The organism is Sulfurimonas sp. NW15, assembly GCF_051132285.1.
GTDB classification, from domain to species: Bacteria; Campylobacterota; Campylobacteria; order Campylobacterales; family Sulfurimonadaceae; genus Sulfurimonas; species Sulfurimonas hydrogeniphila.
In genome coordinates, this window is sequence record NZ_CP093237.1 from 387274 (window position 1) to 409021 (window position 21748).

Annotated in this window: 20 protein-coding genes; 17 read left to right on the forward strand and 3 right to left on the reverse strand. The window is 39.0% G+C overall.

Annotated features, from left to right (window positions below; all coding sequences use genetic code 11):
* The gene (aguB, locus tag MLC52_RS01920) at nt 1–858 is read left to right on the forward strand and encodes an N-carbamoylputrescine amidase (RefSeq protein WP_434581036.1); all 858 of its coding nucleotides are present in this window, start codon (nt 1–3) and stop codon (nt 856–858) included.
* Here the strand turns inward: aguB and miaA are convergent.
* Nucleotides 839–1735 (reverse strand): tRNA (adenosine(37)-N6)-dimethylallyltransferase MiaA, encoded by an 897-nt coding sequence (gene miaA / locus MLC52_RS01925; protein WP_434581038.1) that lies wholly within the window; start codon nt 1733–1735, stop codon nt 839–841. The genes aguB and miaA overlap by 20 nt on opposite strands.
* A complete protein-coding gene (locus MLC52_RS01930; protein WP_151901086.1) occupies nt 1732–2403 on the reverse strand; it encodes a hypothetical protein in 672 nt (223 codons plus the stop codon). The genes miaA and MLC52_RS01930 overlap by 4 nt, the downstream gene beginning before the upstream one ends.
* Nucleotides 2404–2505: 102 nt before the next feature.
* Between MLC52_RS01930 and MLC52_RS01935 the strand changes: the two genes are divergently transcribed.
* The 13 genes from MLC52_RS01935 to MLC52_RS01995 all read left to right on the forward strand — a co-directional run bounded on the left by MLC52_RS01935 (nt 2506) and on the right by MLC52_RS01995 (nt 16743).
* The gene (locus MLC52_RS01935; protein WP_346389292.1) at nt 2506–5619 is read left to right on the forward strand and encodes an FIST N-terminal domain-containing protein; all 3114 of its coding nucleotides are present in this window, start codon (nt 2506–2508) and stop codon (nt 5617–5619) included.
* 53 nt (nt 5620–5672) lie between these two features.
* Nucleotides 5673–6533, forward strand: a complete 861-nt coding sequence (gene mqnP, locus MLC52_RS01940; RefSeq protein ID WP_346389293.1) for a menaquinone biosynthesis prenyltransferase MqnP — start codon at nt 5673–5675, stop codon at nt 6531–6533.
* On the forward strand, nt 6530–7054 hold the full coding sequence (locus MLC52_RS01945; RefSeq protein WP_434581041.1) for a hypothetical protein: 525 nt from the start codon (nt 6530–6532) through the stop codon (nt 7052–7054). The genes mqnP and MLC52_RS01945 overlap by 4 nt, the downstream gene beginning before the upstream one ends.
* On the forward strand, nt 7051–7575 hold the full coding sequence (locus tag MLC52_RS01950; RefSeq protein WP_434581042.1) for a hypothetical protein: 525 nt from the start codon (nt 7051–7053) through the stop codon (nt 7573–7575). The genes MLC52_RS01945 and MLC52_RS01950 overlap by 4 nt, the downstream gene beginning before the upstream one ends.
* A 7-nt stretch (nt 7576–7582) precedes the next feature.
* Entirely contained in the window at nt 7583–8749 is a 1167-nt protein-coding gene (locus tag MLC52_RS01955) for an FtsW/RodA/SpoVE family cell cycle protein (RefSeq protein WP_434581044.1), read from the forward strand.
* Nucleotides 8750–8761: 12 nt separating this feature from the next.
* The gene (gene murG / locus MLC52_RS01960; protein ID WP_434581045.1) at nt 8762–9784 is read left to right on the forward strand and encodes an undecaprenyldiphospho-muramoylpentapeptide beta-N-acetylglucosaminyltransferase; all 1023 of its coding nucleotides are present in this window, start codon (nt 8762–8764) and stop codon (nt 9782–9784) included.
* Nucleotides 9781–10380 carry a DedA family protein gene (locus MLC52_RS01965; RefSeq protein WP_346389296.1) on the forward strand — a complete coding sequence of 200 codons (600 nt, stop codon included), beginning with the start codon at nt 9781–9783 and terminating at the stop codon, nt 10378–10380. The genes murG and MLC52_RS01965 overlap by 4 nt, the downstream gene beginning before the upstream one ends.
* Before the next feature lie 3 nt (nt 10381–10383).
* Complete coding sequence (locus tag MLC52_RS01970) at nt 10384–10863, forward strand: DUF420 domain-containing protein (RefSeq protein ID WP_434581047.1); 480 nt, start codon at nt 10384–10386, stop codon at nt 10861–10863.
* 239 nt (nt 10864–11102) lie between these two features.
* On the forward strand, nt 11103–11573 hold the full coding sequence (gene bcp, locus MLC52_RS01975) for a thioredoxin-dependent thiol peroxidase (protein ID WP_418641008.1): 471 nt from the start codon (nt 11103–11105) through the stop codon (nt 11571–11573).
* 12 nt (nt 11574–11585) lie between these two features.
* A complete protein-coding gene (locus MLC52_RS01980; RefSeq protein WP_434581049.1) occupies nt 11586–12173 on the forward strand; it encodes a GNAT family N-acyltransferase in 588 nt (195 codons plus the stop codon).
* Nucleotides 12155–14215 (forward strand): TonB-dependent receptor, encoded by a 2061-nt coding sequence (locus tag MLC52_RS01985; RefSeq protein WP_434581051.1) that lies wholly within the window; start codon nt 12155–12157, stop codon nt 14213–14215. Before MLC52_RS01980 ends, MLC52_RS01985 begins: the two co-directional genes overlap by 19 nt.
* A complete protein-coding gene (locus tag MLC52_RS01990) occupies nt 14216–14761 on the forward strand; it encodes a hypothetical protein (RefSeq protein ID WP_151901075.1) in 546 nt (181 codons plus the stop codon).
* Nucleotides 14762–14805: 44 nt separating this feature from the next.
* Nucleotides 14806–16743 carry an EAL domain-containing protein gene (locus tag MLC52_RS01995; protein WP_434581053.1) on the forward strand — a complete coding sequence of 646 codons (1938 nt, stop codon included), beginning with the start codon at nt 14806–14808 and terminating at the stop codon, nt 16741–16743.
* On the opposite strand, the gene MLC52_RS02000 is transcribed toward MLC52_RS01995, so the two are convergent.
* Nucleotides 16740–18305 (reverse strand): DUF3373 family protein, encoded by a 1566-nt coding sequence (locus MLC52_RS02000; protein WP_434581054.1) that lies wholly within the window; start codon nt 18303–18305, stop codon nt 16740–16742. The genes MLC52_RS01995 and MLC52_RS02000 overlap by 4 nt on opposite strands.
* Before the next feature lie 302 nt (nt 18306–18607).
* Here MLC52_RS02000 and rpsB point away from each other — a divergent pair, with 302 nt between their 5' ends.
* The 3 genes from rpsB (at nt 18608) to MLC52_RS02015 (ending at nt 21733) form a co-directional block, all read left to right on the forward strand.
* Nucleotides 18608–19387, forward strand: coding sequence for a 30S ribosomal protein S2 (gene rpsB / locus MLC52_RS02005; protein WP_434581056.1), 780 nt, complete (start codon nt 18608–18610; stop codon nt 19385–19387).
* Between the two features lie 2 nt (nt 19388–19389).
* Nucleotides 19390–20442 (forward strand): translation elongation factor Ts, encoded by a 1053-nt coding sequence (tsf, locus tag MLC52_RS02010; protein ID WP_151901071.1) that lies wholly within the window; start codon nt 19390–19392, stop codon nt 20440–20442.
* 85 nt (nt 20443–20527) lie between these two features.
* A complete protein-coding gene (locus MLC52_RS02015; RefSeq protein ID WP_434581058.1) occupies nt 20528–21733 on the forward strand; it encodes an NAD(P)/FAD-dependent oxidoreductase in 1206 nt (401 codons plus the stop codon).
* Nucleotides 21734–21748 lie beyond the last annotated feature (15 nt).

A 21748-nucleotide genomic window follows, 5' to 3' on the forward strand; every position in this document is an offset into this window, starting at 1 on the left:
ATGAATAAACCGGTAAAAGCAGCTGCAATTCAGATGAGTATGAGCGAAGACAAAAACGCCAATGTTTTAAAAGCTGGGCAGTTTGTCCGTGAAGCTGCTGCAAACGGAGCAAATATCATACTTTTACCGGAACTTTTTGAAGGGCTCTATTTTTGCAAAGATATGGACGAAAAATACTTTGCATGGGCACAGCCTTTGAAAAATAACGCACTGATACAACATTTTGCGGCTTTGGCAAAAGAGTTACATGTAGTTGTCTTAGTGAGTTATTTTGAAAAAGCAGATAAAGAGTATTTTAACTCGCTTGTTGTGATCAATGCAGACGGAACGGTGATGGAGAACTACCGAAAAACACATATTCCCGACGGTCCGGGATATGAAGAGAAGTTTTACTTCAAACCGGGAAATACCGGCTTTAAGGTTTATGAAACGGCGTACGGAAAAATCGGGGTAGGCATCTGCTGGGACCAATGGTTCTGTGAAACGGCACGGGCATTGACTTTGATGGGTGCAGAGATTCTGTTTTATCCGACGGCTATAGGGAGTGAACCGGAGATTCATTTGGATTCAAAAGAGCACTGGCAAAGAGTCCAGATGGGGCATGCCGCGACAAATACGGTGCCTGTGGTTGTTGCAAACCGTACAGGAGAAGAAAAAGGAGAGAGCTGCGTGCTGACTTTTTACGGTTCTTCTTTTATTACAGACTATACAGGGGCAAAAATTGCAGAGGCTTCCCGTTGGAGAGAAGAGGTTATTTACGCTGAATTTGACCTGGCTGAGAATGCCAAACAAAGAGAATATTGGGGGCTGCTAAGAGACAGACGTCCTGAGATGTATGCTAAAATCTGCTCAAAATAAGTTCTTCCAAATCTTCAAGCTTTGCATTTGTGACATTCTTAAACTGCGTGCGGTTAAAAGTCTGTTGTCTTTTTGCAAGCTGTGCGGTGTGTGTAGAGATAAGAGAGAGCATTTCATCTTGTTTTATTTTGCCGTCTAAAAAATCAAGCACTTCCATTATGCCGATGGCACCCATGGCATGGGGTGTTCTTGTATATTTTTGTTCCAAAAAACAAACCTCGTCAATCAGTCCTTTTTCATACATTTTCTGTGTTCTTTTTTGGATGCGTTGGCGCAAAAGATCTCTTTGGACGTCAATATTGTAAATATCTATGTCCTCGATAATGGGCTTTGGCGGATTTTGTCGGAACCATTCACTCGCAGAGATACCCGATGCTTCATAAATCAGGAGTGCTTTTTCTATACGGTATCTGTCACTGGAGGCGATTTTTTGCATATATTCTGGATCTGTTTGTACCAAAAATGCATAACAGGCATCCAGATTTTGCAGTTTCTTCGTTACATGTAAACTGTGTTCCTGTGTAATATCGGGAAGTGTCGAGAGCCCTTCAAGCAAAGATTTGAGGTAAAAAGAGGTGCCGCCGACGATGACGAGATTTTTGTTTTCTTCTTTACATGTAAGGCGTACTTTTTTATACAAATCTATAAAAATATCAACACTGAAATGTTCATTGACAAAAAGTTCATTGATACCGTAATGTTTGATTTGTGTGAGTTCTTCAGAAGAAGGCTTTGCCGAGACGATGTCAATTTCTTTATAGATGCTCAGTGAATCTATGGAGAGAATACAGGCATTTGTCTGTTGTGCAACGCTGATGGCCAAGTCACTTTTTCCCGAGGCCGTTGGTCCTATAATGGCGATCTGTTTGAAACTCATTTGTCTTGATCGATTATTTGCGCGTCTTGCGTTGTTTCATCACTGAGCAGTTTAGGTTCATCTGCAGGTGAAATATTGCCGCTGAGTGCTTTTATAAGCTCACTCTCCTGTTCTTTTCCCAGCTTGCCGCTGGCGACAGTGTCGATAATTTTTTCGGCTATACGCATTTTTGTCATGTTTTCCTGCTGATGAAAATATTTGTCCAGGTTGTCCTGGTAGGCTCTGAGTTTATCATCGTGTCTGCGCTTGAAATAGAGGTAGATAAAATAAGTAGCAATAAGCAGTACAAAAAAGAGTATCAACAGGAGGTAGCGTTTTAATTCCATAGCATCCTGACGCTCCAAATCACGCAGTTTTGCCTCAAAAGCCTCTTTCTCTTTTGCCTGGGCCAAAAGCATTTTTTCTTTCTGTGCTGCTGCTTCAAGTTTTATTTTTTCGAGCAGTTGTGCTTTTTCCATTTTCGCCAGAGTAGTCTGTGCATTTATCTTTGCCAGCTCCTGCTCTTTTTGTGCATCAATTTGTTTGAGTTGTATCTCTTTTGTGTCGGCAACTTTTTCTTCAAAAGCTTTTTTTTGTGCAAGCTGTTTTGCTGCAAGCTCTTCTTTGGATTCAGTGAAATTACAGGCACTGAAAAAGAGGAGCAGAAAAAGAAAAATAGTAAATTTCATAATTGAATAAACCTTATTGTTTTGTTGATTTGAAGAGTAATTATACCAAACTTAATAACTTTGTAAAGCCTTATGGTGTAAACTCAAACAAAAAGATTTATTATGAAACAGTACAATCATATATATACAGATTTGGATGCTTTTCACAGCTTTTTGCAAGAGGCAGCCATTGATGTAAATCAAAAAAATATTTTAATTCAACTGTTCAGCTCTTTGGAATCAAAAGAGGCACTGCAAAAAACCGCTGCAGAGATATATACGACTTTTACAGATGCCCTGCTCATCGGTGCTTCTGCGGCAGGAGAAATTGCAAACGGAGAGATGCTCGACAGCAGTACGGTTGTCAGCATAACACTTTTTGAAAAAACAACGCTGTATGCATATTATGAAAGAGGAGAGGACTCTTATAGACTCGGGCACACTTTGTCAAAAAAGATTTTTGGCAAAGATACAAAATGTGTCATTACCTTTTTGGACGGTCTGCAGCATAACGGAGAGGAGTATCTTGAAGGGCTTGCCTCCTGTAATTTCAATCATGCGGTCATTGCCGGAGGGATGGCTGCAGATATGCTTCATTTTCAGCAGACCTATACAGTCTTTGAAGACAAAGTGTTTGACGGTGGTGCTGTATGTGTTACCCTGCAAGGGGAGGCACTGGAAGTGTTTCAGGATTATAACCTGGGTTGGAGAGCTGTCGGCCCGACTTTTATGATTACAAAATCCGAAGGTGCAAGAGTCTATGAAATCGATCACCGTCCTATCAAAGATGTGTATGCCGAAGTGCTTGGTGATTTCGCCGTGGACAATATGCCGGCTTCAACGATAGAATTTCCGCTCATCTGCCAGGAAAAAGATATGCCTGTCGCAAGATCCATGCTCAGTGTGTTTGATGACGGAAGTTTATTGTACGGTGGTAATTTGGCGGAGGGAGAAGAGGTGCGTTTTGGCATAGGCAGCAGAACTCTTGTGAACCAGTATACTCTCAAAGAAGGCATAACGGATACAGACTCTTTGCAGGCCTGCTTTATATACTCCTGTATTGCAAGAAAACAGTTTTTGGACAAAGAGCTGGAGAAAATATTTCGATTGCTTGAGAATATTGCACCCACCAGCGGTTTTTTTACCTTTGGAGAGTTTTTCTTAAATGAAAAAAAAGCAAGACTGCTCAATATCACGACAACAATTTTATTTTTGCGTGAAAAAGGGACCCAAACACGCAAGCATACGCTCAATGAAAAAAGAAAACTGAAAAACAGTTCCAAAACAGACAGTGCCCTTTTTAATCTGATTGACTATGTGACAACCGAGTTGAAGGAAAAAGAGAAGCACTTTAAAGCGTCAAAGTTTAAACTTGACGAGTTTTTAAAAGCACTTGACAGTGTTGTTATTATTTCAAGAACAGACACTCTGGGAAACATTACCTATGTGAATGAACGTTTTGAAGAGGTGAGCGGGTATAAAAAAGAAGAACTTATCGGTCAGTCGCACAGTATTGTCCGTGATCCGGATGTGCCTGACGAGGTCTTTGCCGAGATGTGGAGAGAAATAAAAAAAGGAAATATCTGGCAGGGAGAGTTTGCCAACAGAGCAAAAGACGGCAGCAGTTACTATGTCAAAAGCTCTATTATTCCCATTCATGATGAAAATAATGAGATTATAGAATATATGGCAATTCGTGAAGATGTAACCTCTTTGGTGGAGAGCAGAAAAAAGGCTGAAGCAGCCGAAACAGCACAGGCAATGTTTTTGGCAAATATGAGTCATGAAATCAGAACTCCGATGAACGGAATTTTGGGTTTTACGGAGCTGCTGAGCAAAACACGGCTGGATGCGACACAGGAAAAATATCTCAATGTTATCAGCTCTTCGACAAAAACGCTGCTCAATATTGTCAATGATATTTTAGACTCTTCAAAAATAACCAACAATAAAATCTCACTTGAAAAGGTGCCGTTGAATCCTTTTGTGGAATTTGCAACAACCTATGAACTGCTCAAATCCGTAGCAGACGAAAAAGGCCTGCACTATACACTTGAAATTGACAATGCCATTTCTGCATGTTTGTACAGTGATGCTACCCGCCTGCGACAGGTCATGATAAATCTACTCTCAAATGCCATTAAATTTACTCCCGAATGCGGTACTGTGAAGTTGAGTATATCTTTGGTCAGGGAAACTGCGACACAGCAAAGACTCCATTTTAGTATCAAAGACAGTGGCATTGGCATTGCACAGGACAAACTCGAAGAGATATTCAAGCCTTTTGCCCAGGCGGAGACATCGATAACGAGAAGATTCGGAGGAACAGGACTCGGTTTGAGCATCAGTGCCGATCTGCTTCATGTATTTGGCAGTGAACTGCGGGTAGAGTCTGTTGAAGACAAAGGCAGTGAATTTTTCTTTTATCTGGATTTTGATCTGTGTGATGCGGATGAAGAAACGCTCCAAGAAGACAATATATATGGAGAGTGTCAGCAAGAGGGGGTATGTGACAAGCTCTCTTTACATGTACTTGTCGCAGAAGATTATGAAATAAACAGAATGCTGATAGAATCAATTTTCAGGAAGTATACAAATATAACCCTCGAATTTGCACATAACGGGAAAGAGGCCGTGGATAAAGTGGCACAAAACGAGTATGATCTGGTTTTTATGGATATAAATATGCCGGTGATGAATGGTCTTGAAGCGACAAAACTTATACGCAAAGAACTGCAGTCTGATGTTGCCATTGTGGCACTGACGGCAAATGCCATCAAAGGAGACCGGGAAAAATTTCTTGCCTGCGGTATGAATGAGTATCTGAGCAAGCCGATAGACAGTGAGGAACTGGAAACGATTTTGTCAAAATACTCAAGACAACACAGAGATGTCATACAGATAGATATAGAAAAAATCTTACTGCAGGTAAATAAAAAAGTAGGTGTCAGCAAAGAGGTCGGATTAAAACTTTTGAGGTTGTTTTTAGAGAGTCTGCATGAGCTTGTGCCTCTTCTTGAAGATGCCTTTGTTCGAGAAGACAACAAAAAAATATATGAGACGGCACACAAAATAAAAGGTGCGGCAGGGGCACTTTTTCTTGAGGAACTCTACACCCTCATGCAAGAGACAGAAAAGAGTGCCTTGGAAGAAAATGCTTTGCAACACAAAAACAAAACAGAAGTGCTTTATGAATATATTGAAGCATTTGAAACAGGAGTTGCACAATATCATTAAAATTTAAATCACATTTAGATAGAATATAAAAAAGAGTGAAGATGAGGTTTGATTTGCAGCGGATACTACAAAAAGCAAAAGATTTTAATGAACTTGTGATGTTTGAACATTCCGTCTTTTCCCTGCCATTCATTTTTATAGCGATGATAGTGGCAGCGGATGGTTGGTTCGGTTTATGGCTTTTGGTTCTTGGTGTTTTGGCGGCACTCAGTGCGAGAAATTTTGCAATGGGTGTAAACCGTTATGCCGATCGTGATATTGATGCAAAAAACCCAAGAACAAGCAGCCGTCCGAATGTAGACGGCAGACTTGACAGGGGAAGCATACTTATATTTGTCATTGTAAATGCGCTTATTTTTATTGCCGTAGCCTATATGATAAATTCTCTTGCCTTTGCTTTGAGTTTTCCTATTTTATTTGTTCTGGCTGCATACTCTTATTTTAAGCGTTTTTCGTCTTTGGCACATGTGGTTTTGGGTATAGCGCTCGGACTGGCTCCGATTGCCGGAGTGGTTGCGGTCAATGCGGCTATACCTTTATGGTCTGTCCTGCTTTCTTTGGGTGTCATTTTTTGGGTGGCTGGATTTGACCTGCTCTATTCTTTACAGGATATAGATTTTGACAAAGACAATGACCTCTACTCTATACCGTCGCGTTACGGAGCAGATGCAACACTCTTCATTTCTGCTCTTTTTCATGCCTTGGCCGTTTTGTTCTGGCTGCTTTTTGTATGGGCGGCAGATCTTGGCATGTTTGCGTACGCAGCGGCTTTGGGCAGTGGTTTTGTACTTTATTATGAGCAAATGCTTGTACGAAAAGATTTTACAAAAATAGACCGTGCTTTTTTTACCGTCAACGGCTATTTGGGCATTGCCTTTTTAATTTTAATTATTATTGACAGGACACTCTCATGAATAAACCCCGTTTAGTTCCCGCACCGATTGCTATAGTTTTTTCAGAAGCCGATTTAAACAAAGACGCATATGAAAGAGAGTATCAGCAACTCAGTGAAAGTGATGATGATCCGATTTCACAGTGGCTCAAGCTTGCAAAAGCCCGAGGTGAAACAGCAGAAAGCGATCCTGTTTTGCTGAACCTTATGGTGGAACTTCACCGAAAAATAGACGCTTTGGAGATGTTTTTAAAAAATGAAACACCAAAAAGGCTCTCTTTGACAAATGAAGCGCATATTCGTGCTATCGGATTTGAACATTTTGAACTCCAAGAACCTATGCTGCAAGAAGGAAAAGAGTATTATGGACGCATTAGTATGCCGGTACATCCCAAACGTGATATCGGTGTGTTTTTTAAGGCACTTTCTCCAAATTTGGCACAGATTGTCAGAATGCATGAGCGTGATGAAAAAGAGTGGGCTGCTTACCTGACTGCACGTGAACGTATATTAATCCGTGAATCCAAAGAGAAAAAACAGTGAATTTGGATCAATTCAGTTTCAATATAGAATATCTTATTGTCATACTCGGTGCGATTATTCTCTATCTGCTCTATTATGTCTATACAAAAGATGCCGAGTATTCAAAAAACATTCGCTCAGTTGCTTCTGTGGTTGAAGATTTAAACAGAGAGTTTTATTATCTGAAAAAAAAACTTGACCAGACACAAAGCAGTATAAAAGACAATTCACAAAGAATGAGTGATGAGGAGATTTATCAGGAAATAGAACGCAGTGTATATGATATGGTGCATCCGCTCTCTTTGGCGATAAAGCAGCTGCAAAACAATATCAATATCATTGAACATGAAATACAAAACAAAATACTGCAGCTTGAAAGCGGTGTCAAGCAGATCTCTATTCCTGCATCTATTCACGGGAATGATGATGAAAAAATCATATCGCTGTTTAAACAGGGTGTTCCCATAGAAACGATTTCCAAAGAACTGCATCTCTCCAAACCCGAAGTGGAATTTGTTTTAAAAATAAACAAGATAAAGTAGAGCAAGCGTGAACGCAGACAGAAAGCTTTTTACCCTCGTGTCACTTTTGATTGGTATCAGTATAGTACTTTCGTATACGCTGACGCCGTATACTACACTCTTGTTTGGCGTGAATGAATTTCATTTTGCCATAAGACAGACTGTTTTTGGGCTCATGAGTCTGATCATAATTTTTATGCTTTCACAGCTTGATCCGGACAGATGGCTCAAACCCATAGGTTTCACTCTCTTTTTTGGTTCTCTGATTTTAATGATAGCCATGCCTTTTTTGCCTGAAAATATTGTTTCTGAAGTCGGCGGAGCAAAACGATGGATTAAAATAGCCGGCTTTTCGCTTGCTCCTGTTGAGTTTTTCAAAGTGGGCTTTATCTATTTTCTGGCCTGGAGCTTCTCTCGAAAACTCGGGCATCATGACGGTATGGGACTGAGTGGTGAGTTTAAAAGATTTATGCCCTATGCTGTTATTTTCTTAGGGGCAATGTTTATTATAGCCTTTTTGCAAAAAGATTTGGGTCAGGTTGTTGTTCTCGGAGCTACTTTGCTTTTTATGCTGATTTTTGCAGGGAGCAGTTTTCGGTTTTTCTTTTCTATCCTGGGTGTGATTTTTGGAGCAGTTATCCTCTTTATTGTAACGGCACAGCACAGAATACTCAGGATAAAATCATGGTGGGCTTTGGCACAAAACTCTGTGCTTGATCTTTTGCCTGATGCGATTGCCGATAAACTTCGGGTGCCTGTTGAAGTTGAACCATATCAGATAGGGCACTCTCTCAATGCTATACACAATGGCGGTCTTTTTGGTACAGGCCTTGCAAACGGAACATTTAAACTCGGTTTTTTAAGCGAGGTACATACGGACTTTGTTTTGGCAGGACTTGCGGAAGAGTTTGGATTTTTTGGTGTTTTATGTGTTGTTTTCATCTTTTTGTGGATGATTCAGCGTATATTTAAAATAGCCAACAGAACCAAAGATACAAGTATATATCTCTTTAGTATCGGCATCGGACTGATCCTCTCCTTTTCTTTCTTGGTAAATGCCTATGGAATAAGCGGTATAACGCCTATTAAAGGGATTTCTGTTCCTTTTCTCTCTTATGGCGGTTCGGCAATGCTTGGTGCTGCTTTTGGTGTTGGTATGGTGTTGATGGCATCGAAAAAAGCAAAAATGAATTAAGGAAAAGCGGGTATGAAACTATGTATTACAGGCGGCGGAACAGGCGGGCATTTGATGATTGCCGAAGCTTTGTCAGAGGCTGCTGTAGCTGATGGATATGAGGTGATTTTTGTCGGTTCGACCTCGGGACAGGACAGAAAATATTTTCAAAAATACAGTAATTTTTCAAATGTCTATTTTTTAGAAACAACAGGTGTTGTAAACAAAAAGGGTATTGCAAAGATAAACGCACTCTATAAGGTTTTTCAAGCCTTCTTGGAGGCAAGAAAGATTCTGAAAAAACATAAAATACAAGCAGTTTACAGTGTTGGCGGATTTTCTGCGGCACCGGCATCTTTTGCTTCTTTGAGCCTTTTTATACCGCTTTTTATTCATGAGCAAAATTCGGTTGAGGGCAGACTCAACAGGCTTTTAAAAAAATATGCCAAAAGTTTCATTTCTGCTTATGACAAAAATTCTCCTGTAAAGGGGTATCCTGTCAAAGAGTTTTTTTATAAAAATGCCAGATGCAGAGACAAACTGAAAACCATTATATTTTTAGGCGGTTCTCATGGGGCAAAGGCGATTAATGATTTGGCTTTACATGTAGCTTATAAGTTGCAAAAGATGGATATTGCCATCATACACCAGGCCGGAGAGACTGATTATGAAAGGGTCAGGCAGGAGTATGACAGACTTGGTGTTTCAGTTGAGCTTTATGGATTTACAAAAAAACTGCCGGAGTTGATTACACGTGCCGATTTGGCTGTTTCGCGTGCAGGCGCTTCAACACTTTGGGAACTCACAGCAAACGGGTGTCCTGCGTTTTTTGTTCCCTATCCGCATGCTGCAGGTGATCATCAGTATTATAATGCGCAGTTTCTTGTCAAAGACAATGTGGCATGGTGCGAACGTGAAGGGAAAAATTTGAAACCAAAACTAATCAAGGTACTTAAAAATCCGCAACTCAAAGAAAAGAGTGAAAAGCTTCTGCACTACACAAACGGGAATGTCGCACAGCAGATGATTCAAGATGTACAAAAGAAGATGAAATGATACAGGAACTGGCGCAGGATTTGGTAGATTTGATATTTGACTGGGGATATCCCGGTATTTTTATTATGATGGCGATTGAATCTTCTTTTATTCCTTTTCCGAGTGAAATTGTTTTGGTTCCTGCCGGATATCTGGCAGCAAAAGGAGATATGAGCATAGCTTACATTATGGGAAGTGCTTTGGGCGGTTCTTTGGTTGGAGCTTTTGTGAATTACTATCTGGCACTGACACTGGGACGGAAATTTCTTTTGAAATTCGGGAAATATTTTTTTATTTTTCCAGAGACACTTGATAAAATGGAAAATTATTTTCAAAGCCACGGGCATATCTCTACTTTTACAGGCAGGCTTATTCCGGGAATTCGGCAGCTTATTTCGATTCCGGCAGGACTTGCCCGCATGAATATCGTTGAGTTTTCTCTTTTTACCACGCTGGGAGCCGGAATCTGGGCGCTGATTTTGACACTTTTGGGCTATTTTATAGGAGAAAATGAGACGCTTATACAAGAATACTTAAAAGAGATAACTATAATAGTTTTTGTTTTGTTGGTAATATTAGTCTGGATATACTACACTTATCAAAAAAGAAAGGCATAAAATATGGATTATATGTTTACGCAGGGGTTTTTGGGAACAAGAGCCCCTTTGTTTATGGATGTTGTGACACTTATTGTAGCAGTTTTGCCATTATTGGTATATGGAGCAATATCTTTGGCAAGAAAAAAGCTTTACAGGGCGCACGGAATTATTCAAAATACCATTTTTGCAGTATCGGTCATTGTTGTCGGATACTTTGAATACGGTGTCCGTATGGGCGGAGGATTTGATGCTTTTATGGAAGGAAGCGGTGTTTCACATACTTACGCTTCCCTTGTACTGGGCTTACATGTAATCATAGCCGTACTTACATTGGTATACTGGAGTCGTACAATAGTAAAAGCAAATTATCAGGTTATAAAAGGAGTGCTTCCTGGGTTAAAGTCCAATGAGCATAAATTATTGGCTTTGAAAACTTTTTTGGGTATAGTTTTTACTTCATTTAGCGGTATTTGGGTATATTTGCTGTTGTTTGTTTACTAGCGATAGCGCTTTTAAAGCAATTAGCCGGCACTGCAGAAAAAAATTTAGTTTTTTTCTAAGTTACGCTTTAGCGTTAAAAGTACCGGTTCCGAAGTACATATTGACATTTTCTCGGAATTAGTACGTCAGTGCGGACTTGAGAGTGGCTTCGAAGGCGGTTTACTGGAACCCGTACTTTAGTGCGGGCTGAGAGTGGCTTTGAAGTTTGCATGTTAAATTTATTTTTAGGAGGAAAGAAAATGATAGAAGTTGGAGAGAAGGCACCGGATTTTTGCCTGCCGAATCAGGATGATGTTGAGATGTGTCTGCGGGATTTAAAAGGAAAATGGATAGTGTTGTATTTTTACCCGAGAGACAATACCCCGGGATGTACAACAGAAGCCTGTGAGTTTACGGAGGCTGCCCCGGATTTTTCATCATTGGATGCGGTGATTCTTGGGGTGAGTGCAGACAGTACGAAAAAGCACAGGAACTTCATAGAAAAACATAATTTAGGCATTACGCTTTTGAGTGATGAAAGTACCGAGATGATGCAGAAGTACGGTGTGTGGCAGTTGAAGAAAAACTATGGCAAAGAGTATATGGGCATTGTCCGTTCCACATTCATTATAGACCCTGAGGGCATTGTGCGCGCAAAATGGGAAAAAGTGCGTGTCAAAGGACATGTAGAAGCTGTCAAAGAAAAACTCAAAGAACTGCAGCAGTTATAAAACCGGAAGATAATGAATTTTACATTTTTAGAGGTAAGCGATCAAAAAAACCTGGATAAAATTTTTGCTTTTAGGTATAAAATACTGAGGGAAATATATCCGGAATATCTGGAAAAAAGTGCTCTTAAAGATGAAAAAGAGTATGACAAATATGACGCATATTCGGTACATTTTGCAGCATTGGATGAAGAAGAGAATGTCTGTGCAACAGTACGCCTGATTTATAATTCTCCCATTGGATATCCGACACAAAACAGTGCAAGGTTTGACAACAGTATGTTTGAAAAAAACAAACTTGGCGAGATGTCACGAATCTTTGTTGATAAAAAATACAGAAGTATGAAGACGACAAAAGTTATTATAGAAGCGGTAAAACATTATATGTATGGTAAAATGCTAGAAGAGGGAATAGAATATACATATGGAAATCTTGAAAAAAACTTTTTACGGCTGTTGAAAATATACAAAATGCCATATAAACCGGTAGGAAAGCTTCAGCAGCATCAAGATTTTGGATGGCGTTATCCCTGTATTTTATATACGAAAGAACTTGGGTGTGCAAATCCCGAATTAGTAAAATTATGGGGGACAATGGAGTGAAACGCAGCATACGACTTTTTTTACTTGTCTGTCTGGCAGTACTGCAACTGCAGGCAGAAGATTTGCTCTCTTCCATTATGACAGATATGAAGCAGTTTAATGAAATTGCTACACAAACAAAACAAAATGAACATTACCAACCCTATATTATTTCTGTCTTTGAAGCAAAAGAGTTGGAAAAGTTGGGTGTGTCGACACTTAAAGAGGCATTGTTGCTTGTTCCGGGTGTAGATATGGCTACTGATAATTTCAATAACCAGACACCGATTTTCAGAGGTTCCAACCCTTTTGCCTATGGACAGTCCAAACTGCTCATAGACGGTGTTTTAGTAAACAATCTTTTCTTTGATTCTTATTCCGAGTATCTTTCCATGCCGATAGAGATGATAAAACGCATAGAGGTTATCAGAGGACCAGGGAGCAAAGTAGACGGGATTAATGCCTATGCCGGATCTATTAATGTTGTTACATATGCAGAAGATTTTGAAGAATTTGAATCAAATGACAAAGTTGTATTTAAATATGGGTCGTATGATTACACAATGGGCGGTTTTGTAAAAAACTTTAAAAGCAAAGAGTTTAAGACACATATAGATTTTTATTACCAAAAAGACAATAAAAATATATCTTCCGGTCCGGACGGACTCTCTCAAGGTGCGTTAGGTCCGGCAAACATAGCTTTGTCCCAGTCCGGTGAGGCTCCCCTGTGGCTTGATGAATATTCTCTCGGACTGGATGTAAGGTACAAAGACTTTCGACTCAAAGCCCGTATGCTGCAACATAAACAGGGAAGCGCCTACGGGATCAACCTTGCCCTGCCTCAAAAGAGTGACAGAATGAAACTGCCGAGTTACTATGCTGAACTGGGATATATGAAAAAGATACACTCTTTTAAATTGGACATAAAAGCAGGAGTAAAATACGATGCTTTTGATTCAAAAGCAAAACTGGCACCTGATAATTTGGTTTTAGGCAGTGTAGTATTTCCTGATGGTATTTACGGAGAGCATTATGCCAAGCAGAGAGTTTTGTATCAGTCGACGTATGTGAAATACAGCGGAGTTGCAAAACATATCATTACAATAGGCTACAAAGCAAGACAGGAGAGAACGATCCAGATGAGTTCGAAACTCTCCAATCTTGCTACGGGTGATGCAACTTTGGTAGATTATACGCTGACACGGCCGTTTTTTGATAAAGATGCTTCACGGGATGTTTATACGTTCTTTTTGGGGGATGAATACAATGTTAATACTAAGCTAAGCATCTTATACGGTATAAATTATGAACAGACTTCTTATGAAGATGCAGGGTTTGAACCAAGAATTTCTTTTGTGTATCATAAAGATTTCAAAAACATATTTAAAGCCATATACAGTAACTCCCACAGAAATCCCTCTTGGCAGGAGATGTTTACAAAAAACAACAGTGCAAGAGTAGGCAGTACAGATTTAAAGCCGGAGAAAGTAACATCGTATGAACTGGCATACATCAGAAATTTTTCCAATGATGCCTATTTGCAGGCGAATCTTTTTTATCTTGCCAACAAAGATCAGATATACAATTCTGTTACGGATCCTGTGTATAAAAACAGTGCCAAGACAGATATTTACGGAATAGAACTTGAGTTCAGGGGGCATATCCTGTCTAATGACAAAGTATATGCAAATTATACCTACACAGATGGCAGCTACAGGATGGATGGCAGCAGCGATAGTAATAACCTGCCGAATGTATCCCATCATCTGGTAAAAGGATTTTATATTTATAATATAAATCCTGCTTTGGCTTTGAGTGCAACAGCGAAGTATGTCAGTTCAAAAGAGAGGGTAGAAACAGATCTGCGCCCAAAGCTAAAGGCCTATATGACACTCGATACTGCAGTGAATTATAAAAATATTCAGTATGGTTATACGTTGAATGTCAGTGTGAAAAACCTTTTTGATACAGATGTGCGATACCCCTCTTCACCAAATACCTATGTAAATGATTATGCGCAGGAACGCAGAACATTTTTATTTACCTTTAAAAAGAGGTTTTAGATGATGCGTTTATTACTTTTACATTTCTTGTTTGTTCCTCTGCTTTTTGGATACAGTTATGATGAGTTGTTACTCAAAGCACAGGCATCAATTTTTCCAAAAATCATGTTACTTGATAAAAAAATAGAAAAAAAACTTATAAAAAACAGACTTGTATATACCATTGTGTGTGATGAAAGTGATTATGATACCGCCCTACATGTAAAGCAGTATATAGAAAATAAATTTAAAGGGCATTTTGATAAATACCCTTATGAAGTGAAGATAGTTGATTTCGCACATCTTGATATGAAAACACCTGCGTCCGCATTTTATGTTCTGAAATCTTCCAAGGAGAATATTGCCAGGGTTGCAAAAATTGCCAGAGAAAAAGGAATCATCACCTTTTCTTATGATATAGAAAATCTAAAAGAGGGACTGCTGCTCTCCTTGCTGATAGAAAAATCAACCATGATTTATCTTAATAAAGAGAACCTGAGAGATGATGTTGATTTTGTCTCTTTTTTATATCAAATGGTAAAGTTTTTGGACAAAGATAGTTTTTGACATAACATTTATGCTAAAATATATGCAAAAAACAGGCTTGCTGCATGAAAGAAAAAAAATTCAAATCGCTCTCATTCAGGATTATGAGCTCCATCGTAATCACCTCATTTATTATTATAGGAGGGATTTTTTTTGCATTTGAAAAAATAAACAAACACGCCTTTTACAATATGGAATTTCAAAAAGCAACCCTCATCTTAAAAACAATAGAACCTTTGATAGCGGTAGATATGTATCTGGGACTGGAAAACCAAATTGATGTGAAACTGAAGCAGTTAATGCAAAATAAAGAAATTCTCTCTGTGAAGGTTTTTGAAAAGGACAGGTTGATTTATGAAACAAGATCTAAAAACAGTTATCAGAGTCTTTTTACCATCAAATGGGATATTCTTCAGCCAAATTCCAGGAAGAAAATAGGAACAATTGTTTTAAGCTACTCAAATCACAATTATGAACAGCTTATACAACAGTATACACATTTGCTTCTCAAAATGCTTGTGATTCTTTTCCTGATATTTATATTTCTTGGTGCCTATATAGATAATTTGCTCAAGCCTTTGCGAAAAATTGCCAATATACTAAAAGGTTTTACACCGGAGAAAAAATTAAAGATAGAACCGATACAAGAGAATAATGAGATCGCGCTTATAGTCTCTGCATTAAATGAGATGCAGGAGAAAGTATTTGACTATGCAAGAAAACAAAAAGATATCAACGCCTATCTGGCAAGAGAAGTCGAGAAGAAAACAGTAGAGTTGAAAAGACAGCTTTTTATAGATGATCTGACACAGTTGCCCAACAGAAAAAAACTTTTTTACAATATAGAAAATTTGAATAATGACGGGGCATTGCTGATTTTAAATATAGATGACTTTAAAGAGATAAATGATTTCTACGGACAGATTGCAGGGGATTATGTCCTCAGAGAATTTGCAAAAAAACTGCAGGCTTTTGTCGAAGAGGAGCAAAACATCAGTGTCACACGACTCTCAGGAGACGAATTTGCGCTGTGCTTTAGAGCAAGGCCTTCTCACAGGACTTTTATGCGAATTGTCAACAGTCTGTCAAAAGAGATTGAACAGATGGTATTTCATTATGAAGAAAACGAGATTTATATCCGTGTGACAATGGGTGGAACATTGCAGCCCAATGAGATGTTGGAAAAAGCAGATATTGCCCTTAAAGTTGCCAAAGAGCAGAAAAAGTATTTTCTGCTGTATGATGAAAAACTTGAAATAGAGAGAAAATATCAAGAAAATATGGAGTGGGTGAAAAAACTGAAAGCTGCCATAAAAGAAGAGAGAATAGTGCCTTTTTTCCAGCCTATTTTTGATACCCGAACGAAAAAAGCGGTGAGTTATGAATGCCTTATTCGCCTGATAGAGACAGACGGCTCAGTTGTCAGTCCTTACAGGTTTTTAGATGTTGCCCAAAAAAGTAAACTCTATCCGCAGTTAACAAAGATTATGCTGAGTAAAAGCTGTCAGTATTTTGAGCACAGAGATACATCGTTTTCGGTCAATCTTTCTATTGATGATATGCTTGATGCAGAGATGGTGCAGTATATTCAAAAAACCGTTAAAAAATACGGTGTCAGCAAAAAAATAGTTTTTGAGATTCTTGAGACGGAAGGGATTGAAAATTATGAAGAGGTTTCAGTTTTTATACGCAAGATGAAAACATTGGGCTGTAAAATTTCTATAGACGATTTTGGTGCGGGGTATTCCAATTTTGAGCATATGCTCAAGCTTGATGTTGATTACATTAAGATTGACGGCAGTCTTATTAAAAATCTTGAAACAGATAACAATGCACGCATAGTAGTCGAAACAATTGTAGATTTTGCCAAGAAATTAAACCTGGTAATTGTAGCGGAGTTCGTTCATAATCAAGCGGTGTTTGAAATAGTCAAATCGCTTGATATTGAACGGGTACAGGGTTTTTATCTGGCTGAGCCAGATAAAGAGATACCCAAAAACTAGTATCTGTATCTGAGATAGAAACGGATATCCTGGGCTGTATCTACGACCTGGGAACCTAAACCGGCTGCAATTGCCTGGTCAATGCTCATTGCATTTCCTGAAGTGCTTCCGAAGAAGCCGTTGCTTCCGGCATATTTATAGTCTATATATGTATAGCGAATCTGAAAAGATAAAATATCTTCTATCAAAGGTTCTGTAAAATATGCCTCGTATGCATTGCCGCGAGCTGCGAGTTTTGAACCGATGTTCGTATCTTCACCGTAGGTAATACTTCTCCAGTATTTTGAACCGTGATTAAATTCGATTCCCCATCTTCCCTCTTCTGTCACAAGTGAAGGTACCTGCAGCCCAATCCAGTAAGAATACCCTTTCACGCTTTCATCAACCGCGCTGCCAAGCATGCTCTGTCCTTTGTCCGGGTCTGTAATACTTACCGCGCCACTGACAAAAAAGAGTGTATCGTCTAAAAAGTCATTGATTCCGTCTCCTATACCGTTTGCCACAAAGTTGGCTGTAAATGAGTGTATGTTGCCGACAGTCTGAAAACCTTGTGTCTGGTTTGCGGGATTGACAACATCAATCAGGTTTCCTGCATAATAGTACTGGGAATTAACAGAATACTGTCCGTCGCTCCAAGGAGTAAAGATCAGTCCAACCAGGTCTATAGATGCATTTGAAGTTGTATCTGCATAAGGGGCTGTATTAAATCTTGGGGCTGCATTGCTCATGCCGCGGCCGGCACAGAATTTGACATACATCCCGTCAATACCGGTTACGTTCTCTAAATTAAATTTAGAGCTCAATCCGTCAAATTCAACATTGATTGTGTGCCCCATCGGAGAAGCTGCATGGTCATCATCTCTCAGGTTGACAAGATGTCCGTTTGTTGAAGGACGGCGTCCTACACTGAATGTCCAGGGAATATCACTGCCCATAAAGGTGTCGTTTTTGTAGAAAAAGTATGCAGAACGTACTCTCAAGGTATCATCATAGGCATTTTCATTGGCTATCCAGTCAAATGTTTCAAAATTGCTATTTGTGTTGGCACCGCTTCTGGCACCGAATGCTTTGTTGTATGCAAGTTGTCCTGTAAAACTCAGGTGTTTTGTAGCCGCCCAGTTCATATTTAACCAGAGTCTGTTTGTCATAAAAGCATTGTTCTTTTGTGTGCTGCCGTCTGCCATTTTGTACTGAAGATTGTCAACGGCAAATCTGTAATCAACATTGAATTTTATGTGATTTCCGTTGGTGTTTCTGTTGAGATTAGAAATGGAATCTTGAATCTCTGCGAGCTGCTCTTCTACCGTCATTTCATCATCATCTTCGTCATCTTCTTCATCTGATGAAGCTGTTGCCTCGGTATCATCAGCCGATTCTTCCTCATCAGCATCTTCTTGCATCATAGATGCCTGTTCTTTTGCTTTAAGGGCATCAAGCTCTTTTTTCATCTTTTTCATTTCAAGTTCCATCGCTTGAAATCTGTCATACATTGATTCGGCATTTACATTTGTTGTTCCTAAAATAGCAATAGTTGCTAAAGAAAGCAGTAGAGGTTTCTTCATTTCATCCCTTTTTTGTGTTGTTTCTGTGATACTATACATTGTTTAAGATAAATTTACTTTTAAACAAGTGCAGATATATATAAATATTTGTTATGCAAATGCAAAATTGCATATTTTTAAAAAAGCTGGCTTTAAATAAAGTTTTAGTATAATTCGCGGATTTTTCTTTTACATGTAAGAGAAAATATTAACAGGTATGTGTCAAAAGTCAGTGCAACCCGTTTTTTAACGGATAATTGTTCGACATTACCAAAGCCAACTGACAAATTTCTGGTTTGAAACAAAACCTTTAAGGATACCCTATGGTAACTATGAAAGACCTTTTAGAATGCGGTGTACACTTCGGACACCAGACACGTCGTTGGAACCCGAAAATGAAAAAATACATTTTTGGTGTTCGTAAAAATATCTATATTATAGATTTACAAAAAACTTTGCGTTATTTCCGTAACACATATACTATTGTTATGGATGCGGCAGCTGAGGGCAAGACTATTCTTTTCGTCGGTACAAAGAAGCAGGCACGTAATTCTGTAAGAGAAGCAGCTATCGCTTGTGGTATGCCGTATGTAGACAACAGATGGTTGGGTGGAATGCTTACAAACTTCCCGACTATTCAAAAGTCTATTCGTAAACTTGATGTGATTACACAAATGCAGGAAAACGGACAGATAGATCTTTTGACGAAAAAAGAAGCATTAATGCTTTCTCGCAAAAAAGACAAACTTGAGCAGTATTTCGGTGGTATCAAAGATATGAAAAAACTTCCTGATATGCTTTTTGTTGTTGATGCGGTAAAAGAGCATATTGCAGTTTTGGAAGCAAGATGTTTAGATATTCCAATTGTAGCACCGCTTGACACAAACTGTGATCCGGATCTTATCACATATCCTATTCCTGGTAATGACGATGCTATCCGTTCTATTCAGCTTTTTTGTCGTGAAATGACAGCAGCTATCAATGAAGGAAAAGCACTTCGCGATGCACCGGCAGAGCAAGAGCAAACAGAAGAAGCTGTAAGTGAAGAAGCAGCAGCTACAGAAGCTCCTGCAACTGAAGAAAAAACTACAGAGGAAGCATAATTATGGCAGCAGTTACAGCAGCAATGGTAAAAGAGTTGCGTCAGGCAACTGATGCACCGATGATGGATTGTAAAAAAGTTTTAGTTGAAGCTGACGGAGATATGGAAAAAGCGAAAGAGCTTTTAAAAGAGCGCGGCATCGCCAAAGCAGCCAAAAAAGCTGACCGTGTTGCGGCTGAAGGTCTTGTTGGACTGAAAATGGCTGATGACAACTCGAAAGCTTCTGTGGTTGAAGTAAATTCTGAAACAGATTTCGTTGCACAAAACGAAGGATTCCAAAATCTTGTAAAAGATACGGCAGAAGAGGTATACAACAATCAGCCTGCTGATGTTGATGCGCTTATGGCAAGTGAATTCGGTGCCAAGTTTACAGAAACTGTAACGAAAATCGGTGAAAAAATCGAAGTACGCCGTTTTGGTACGCTTACAGCTGCTCCGGATGAGGCATTAAACGGATATATCCACTCAAACAGCCGTATAGCCGTTATTGTAAAAGCAAAATGTGACAGTGAAAAGACTGCGGAGTGCATGAAAGATACATTGAAACAGATTGCTATGCATGCATCGGCTATGAAACCGACAACACTCAGCTATAAAGATTTTGATCCTGAGTATGTTGCAAGTGAAACACAGGGTCGTATTGAGGCACTGAAAAAAGAGAATGAAGAGTTGCAAAGACTCGGAAAACCTTTGAAAAATGTACCTAAATACATCTCTATGATGCAACTCACTGATGAAGTGATGAAGCAGGCTGAAGCTGACATCAAAGCAGAATTGCTTGCAGAGGGAAAACCTGAGAAAATTTTAGACAAAATTATTCCTGGTAAAATTGCCCGTTTTATTTTAGACAACACACTTCTTGATCAGGAACAGGCACTTTTAGACCAGCAATATGTTTTAGATGACAAATTAACTGTAGCTCAGGCAGTTGAAAAAGCAGCAAAAGCATGTGGCGGTACTGCCGAGATTACTGAATTTATTCGCCTTGAAGTAGGTGAAGGAATCGAGAAAAAAGAAGACGACTTCGCAGCAGAAGTTGCAGCACAAATGAGCTAAGCCTTTGGCTTGACTCATTTCTTACTACAAACCCCTCCCTTTTTTAAAAACTCCGTTTTCCTGAATTTTATGCTATACTTTTTGCATGAGTATAAATAATTATAATAAAATTATTGTTATCGGCGGCGGTTACGGCGGTCTCAGGGCTGTAGAAAATCTTGCCAAAGACAAAAACAATCAAATTACACTTTTTGATAAAAATGCCTATCATTTTATGCAGACAGATGTGTATGAGCTTATTGCCAATGAAAAAGATTTTGCAAAAGTGAGTGTCGATCTTTTTACCTACTGCAGCGGTTTTGAGGGAAATGTCAGTTTTTACAAACAGGAAGTCGAAAATATTGACTTTGAAAATAAAAAAGTTATTACTGATACACAACGGTTTTCTTATGATTATCTTATTATAGCTGTGGGTGCACGGACAAAATTTGTCAACAGCATCAAGGGTCTCAAAGAGTATGCTCATGGAGTCAAGGCATTGCATCGTGCGATGTATTTTAAACAAAAGTTTGAAATGTCGCTTTTTAAAAAAGTACAGGAGAGCGGTGTTACATGTAAGGCTTTGAGTATTGTGGTTGCCGGTGCAGGATTGAGCGGTGTTGAAATAGCGGCACAGATGGCATCATATGCAAAAGAGTTTTATTGTGAAAATAATTTTTTATGCAGAAAATTAAATATAGTCCTTGTCAGTTCATCAAAGCAGATACTCAAAGGTTTGGATGATTTTTTAGTTAAAAAGTCTCACAAAAGATTGCTGGATCTCGAAGTCGTTATAAAATCAGAGGCAAGAGTGGTCTCTTTGACACAAGAGAGTGTTACACTGAGCAACGGAGAGACCATACCTATGGATTTTATGATTTTTGCCGGAGGAATTGAGCCAAACGGACTCATCTATAAACTTGACTTGCCGAAAAATGAGAGGGGTTTTTTAAATATTAATGAGTATCTGCAGGCAGGTTCAAAAAAAGAGGTTTTTGCCATAGGTGACTGTGCCACTTTGTATAATAAAGGTGAATTAATAGCACCTACGGCAGATGTTGCTGAGCAGATGGCAGAGTTGTGCAGTGAAAATATTATGCGTATCGGCACAAACAAAAATCTCAAAGCGCATGATATCCGTTCACGTGGTATGTTGATTGCCCTGGGACGCAGGTATGCAGCAGGAAAAATTTCCAATATATACATCAGCGGATTTGTGGCATTTGTTATGAAAAAATTTATTGAAAAAGTCTATTTTATAAAACTGGACAGACGTTCAAAAAAAGGCTGTGATAAAATTTTTAATGCTTAAAATAAGCAAGAGTAG

Coding starts and splice junctions, on each gene's coding strand:
- aguB (WP_434581036.1), top strand. CDS start 1: ATGAATAAACCGGTAAAAGCAGCTGCAATTCAGATGAGTATGAGCGAA.
- miaA (WP_434581038.1), bottom strand. CDS start 1,735: ATGAGTTTCAAACAGATCGCCATTATAGGACCAACGGCCTCGGGAAAA.
- MLC52_RS01930 (WP_151901086.1), bottom strand. CDS start 2,403: ATGAAATTTACTATTTTTCTTTTTCTGCTCCTCTTTTTCAGTGCCTGT.
- MLC52_RS01935 (WP_346389292.1), top strand. CDS start 2,506: ATGAAACAGTACAATCATATATATACAGATTTGGATGCTTTTCACAGC.
- MLC52_RS01945 (WP_434581041.1), top strand. CDS start 6,530: ATGAATAAACCCCGTTTAGTTCCCGCACCGATTGCTATAGTTTTTTCA.
- murG (WP_434581045.1), top strand. CDS start 8,762: ATGAAACTATGTATTACAGGCGGCGGAACAGGCGGGCATTTGATGATT.
- MLC52_RS01965 (WP_346389296.1), top strand. CDS start 9,781: ATGATACAGGAACTGGCGCAGGATTTGGTAGATTTGATATTTGACTGG.
- MLC52_RS01970 (WP_434581047.1), top strand. CDS start 10,384: ATGGATTATATGTTTACGCAGGGGTTTTTGGGAACAAGAGCCCCTTTG.
- bcp (WP_418641008.1), top strand. CDS start 11,103: ATGATAGAAGTTGGAGAGAAGGCACCGGATTTTTGCCTGCCGAATCAG.
- MLC52_RS01980 (WP_434581049.1), top strand. CDS start 11,586: ATGAATTTTACATTTTTAGAGGTAAGCGATCAAAAAAACCTGGATAAA.
- MLC52_RS01985 (WP_434581051.1), top strand. CDS start 12,155: ATGGGGGACAATGGAGTGAAACGCAGCATACGACTTTTTTTACTTGTC.
- MLC52_RS01990 (WP_151901075.1), top strand. CDS start 14,216: ATGATGCGTTTATTACTTTTACATTTCTTGTTTGTTCCTCTGCTTTTT.
- MLC52_RS01995 (WP_434581053.1), top strand. CDS start 14,806: ATGAAAGAAAAAAAATTCAAATCGCTCTCATTCAGGATTATGAGCTCC.
- MLC52_RS02000 (WP_434581054.1), bottom strand. CDS start 18,305: ATGAAGAAACCTCTACTGCTTTCTTTAGCAACTATTGCTATTTTAGGA.
- rpsB (WP_434581056.1), top strand. CDS start 18,608: ATGGTAACTATGAAAGACCTTTTAGAATGCGGTGTACACTTCGGACAC.
- tsf (WP_151901071.1), top strand. CDS start 19,390: ATGGCAGCAGTTACAGCAGCAATGGTAAAAGAGTTGCGTCAGGCAACT.
- MLC52_RS02015 (WP_434581058.1), top strand. CDS start 20,528: ATGAGTATAAATAATTATAATAAAATTATTGTTATCGGCGGCGGTTAC.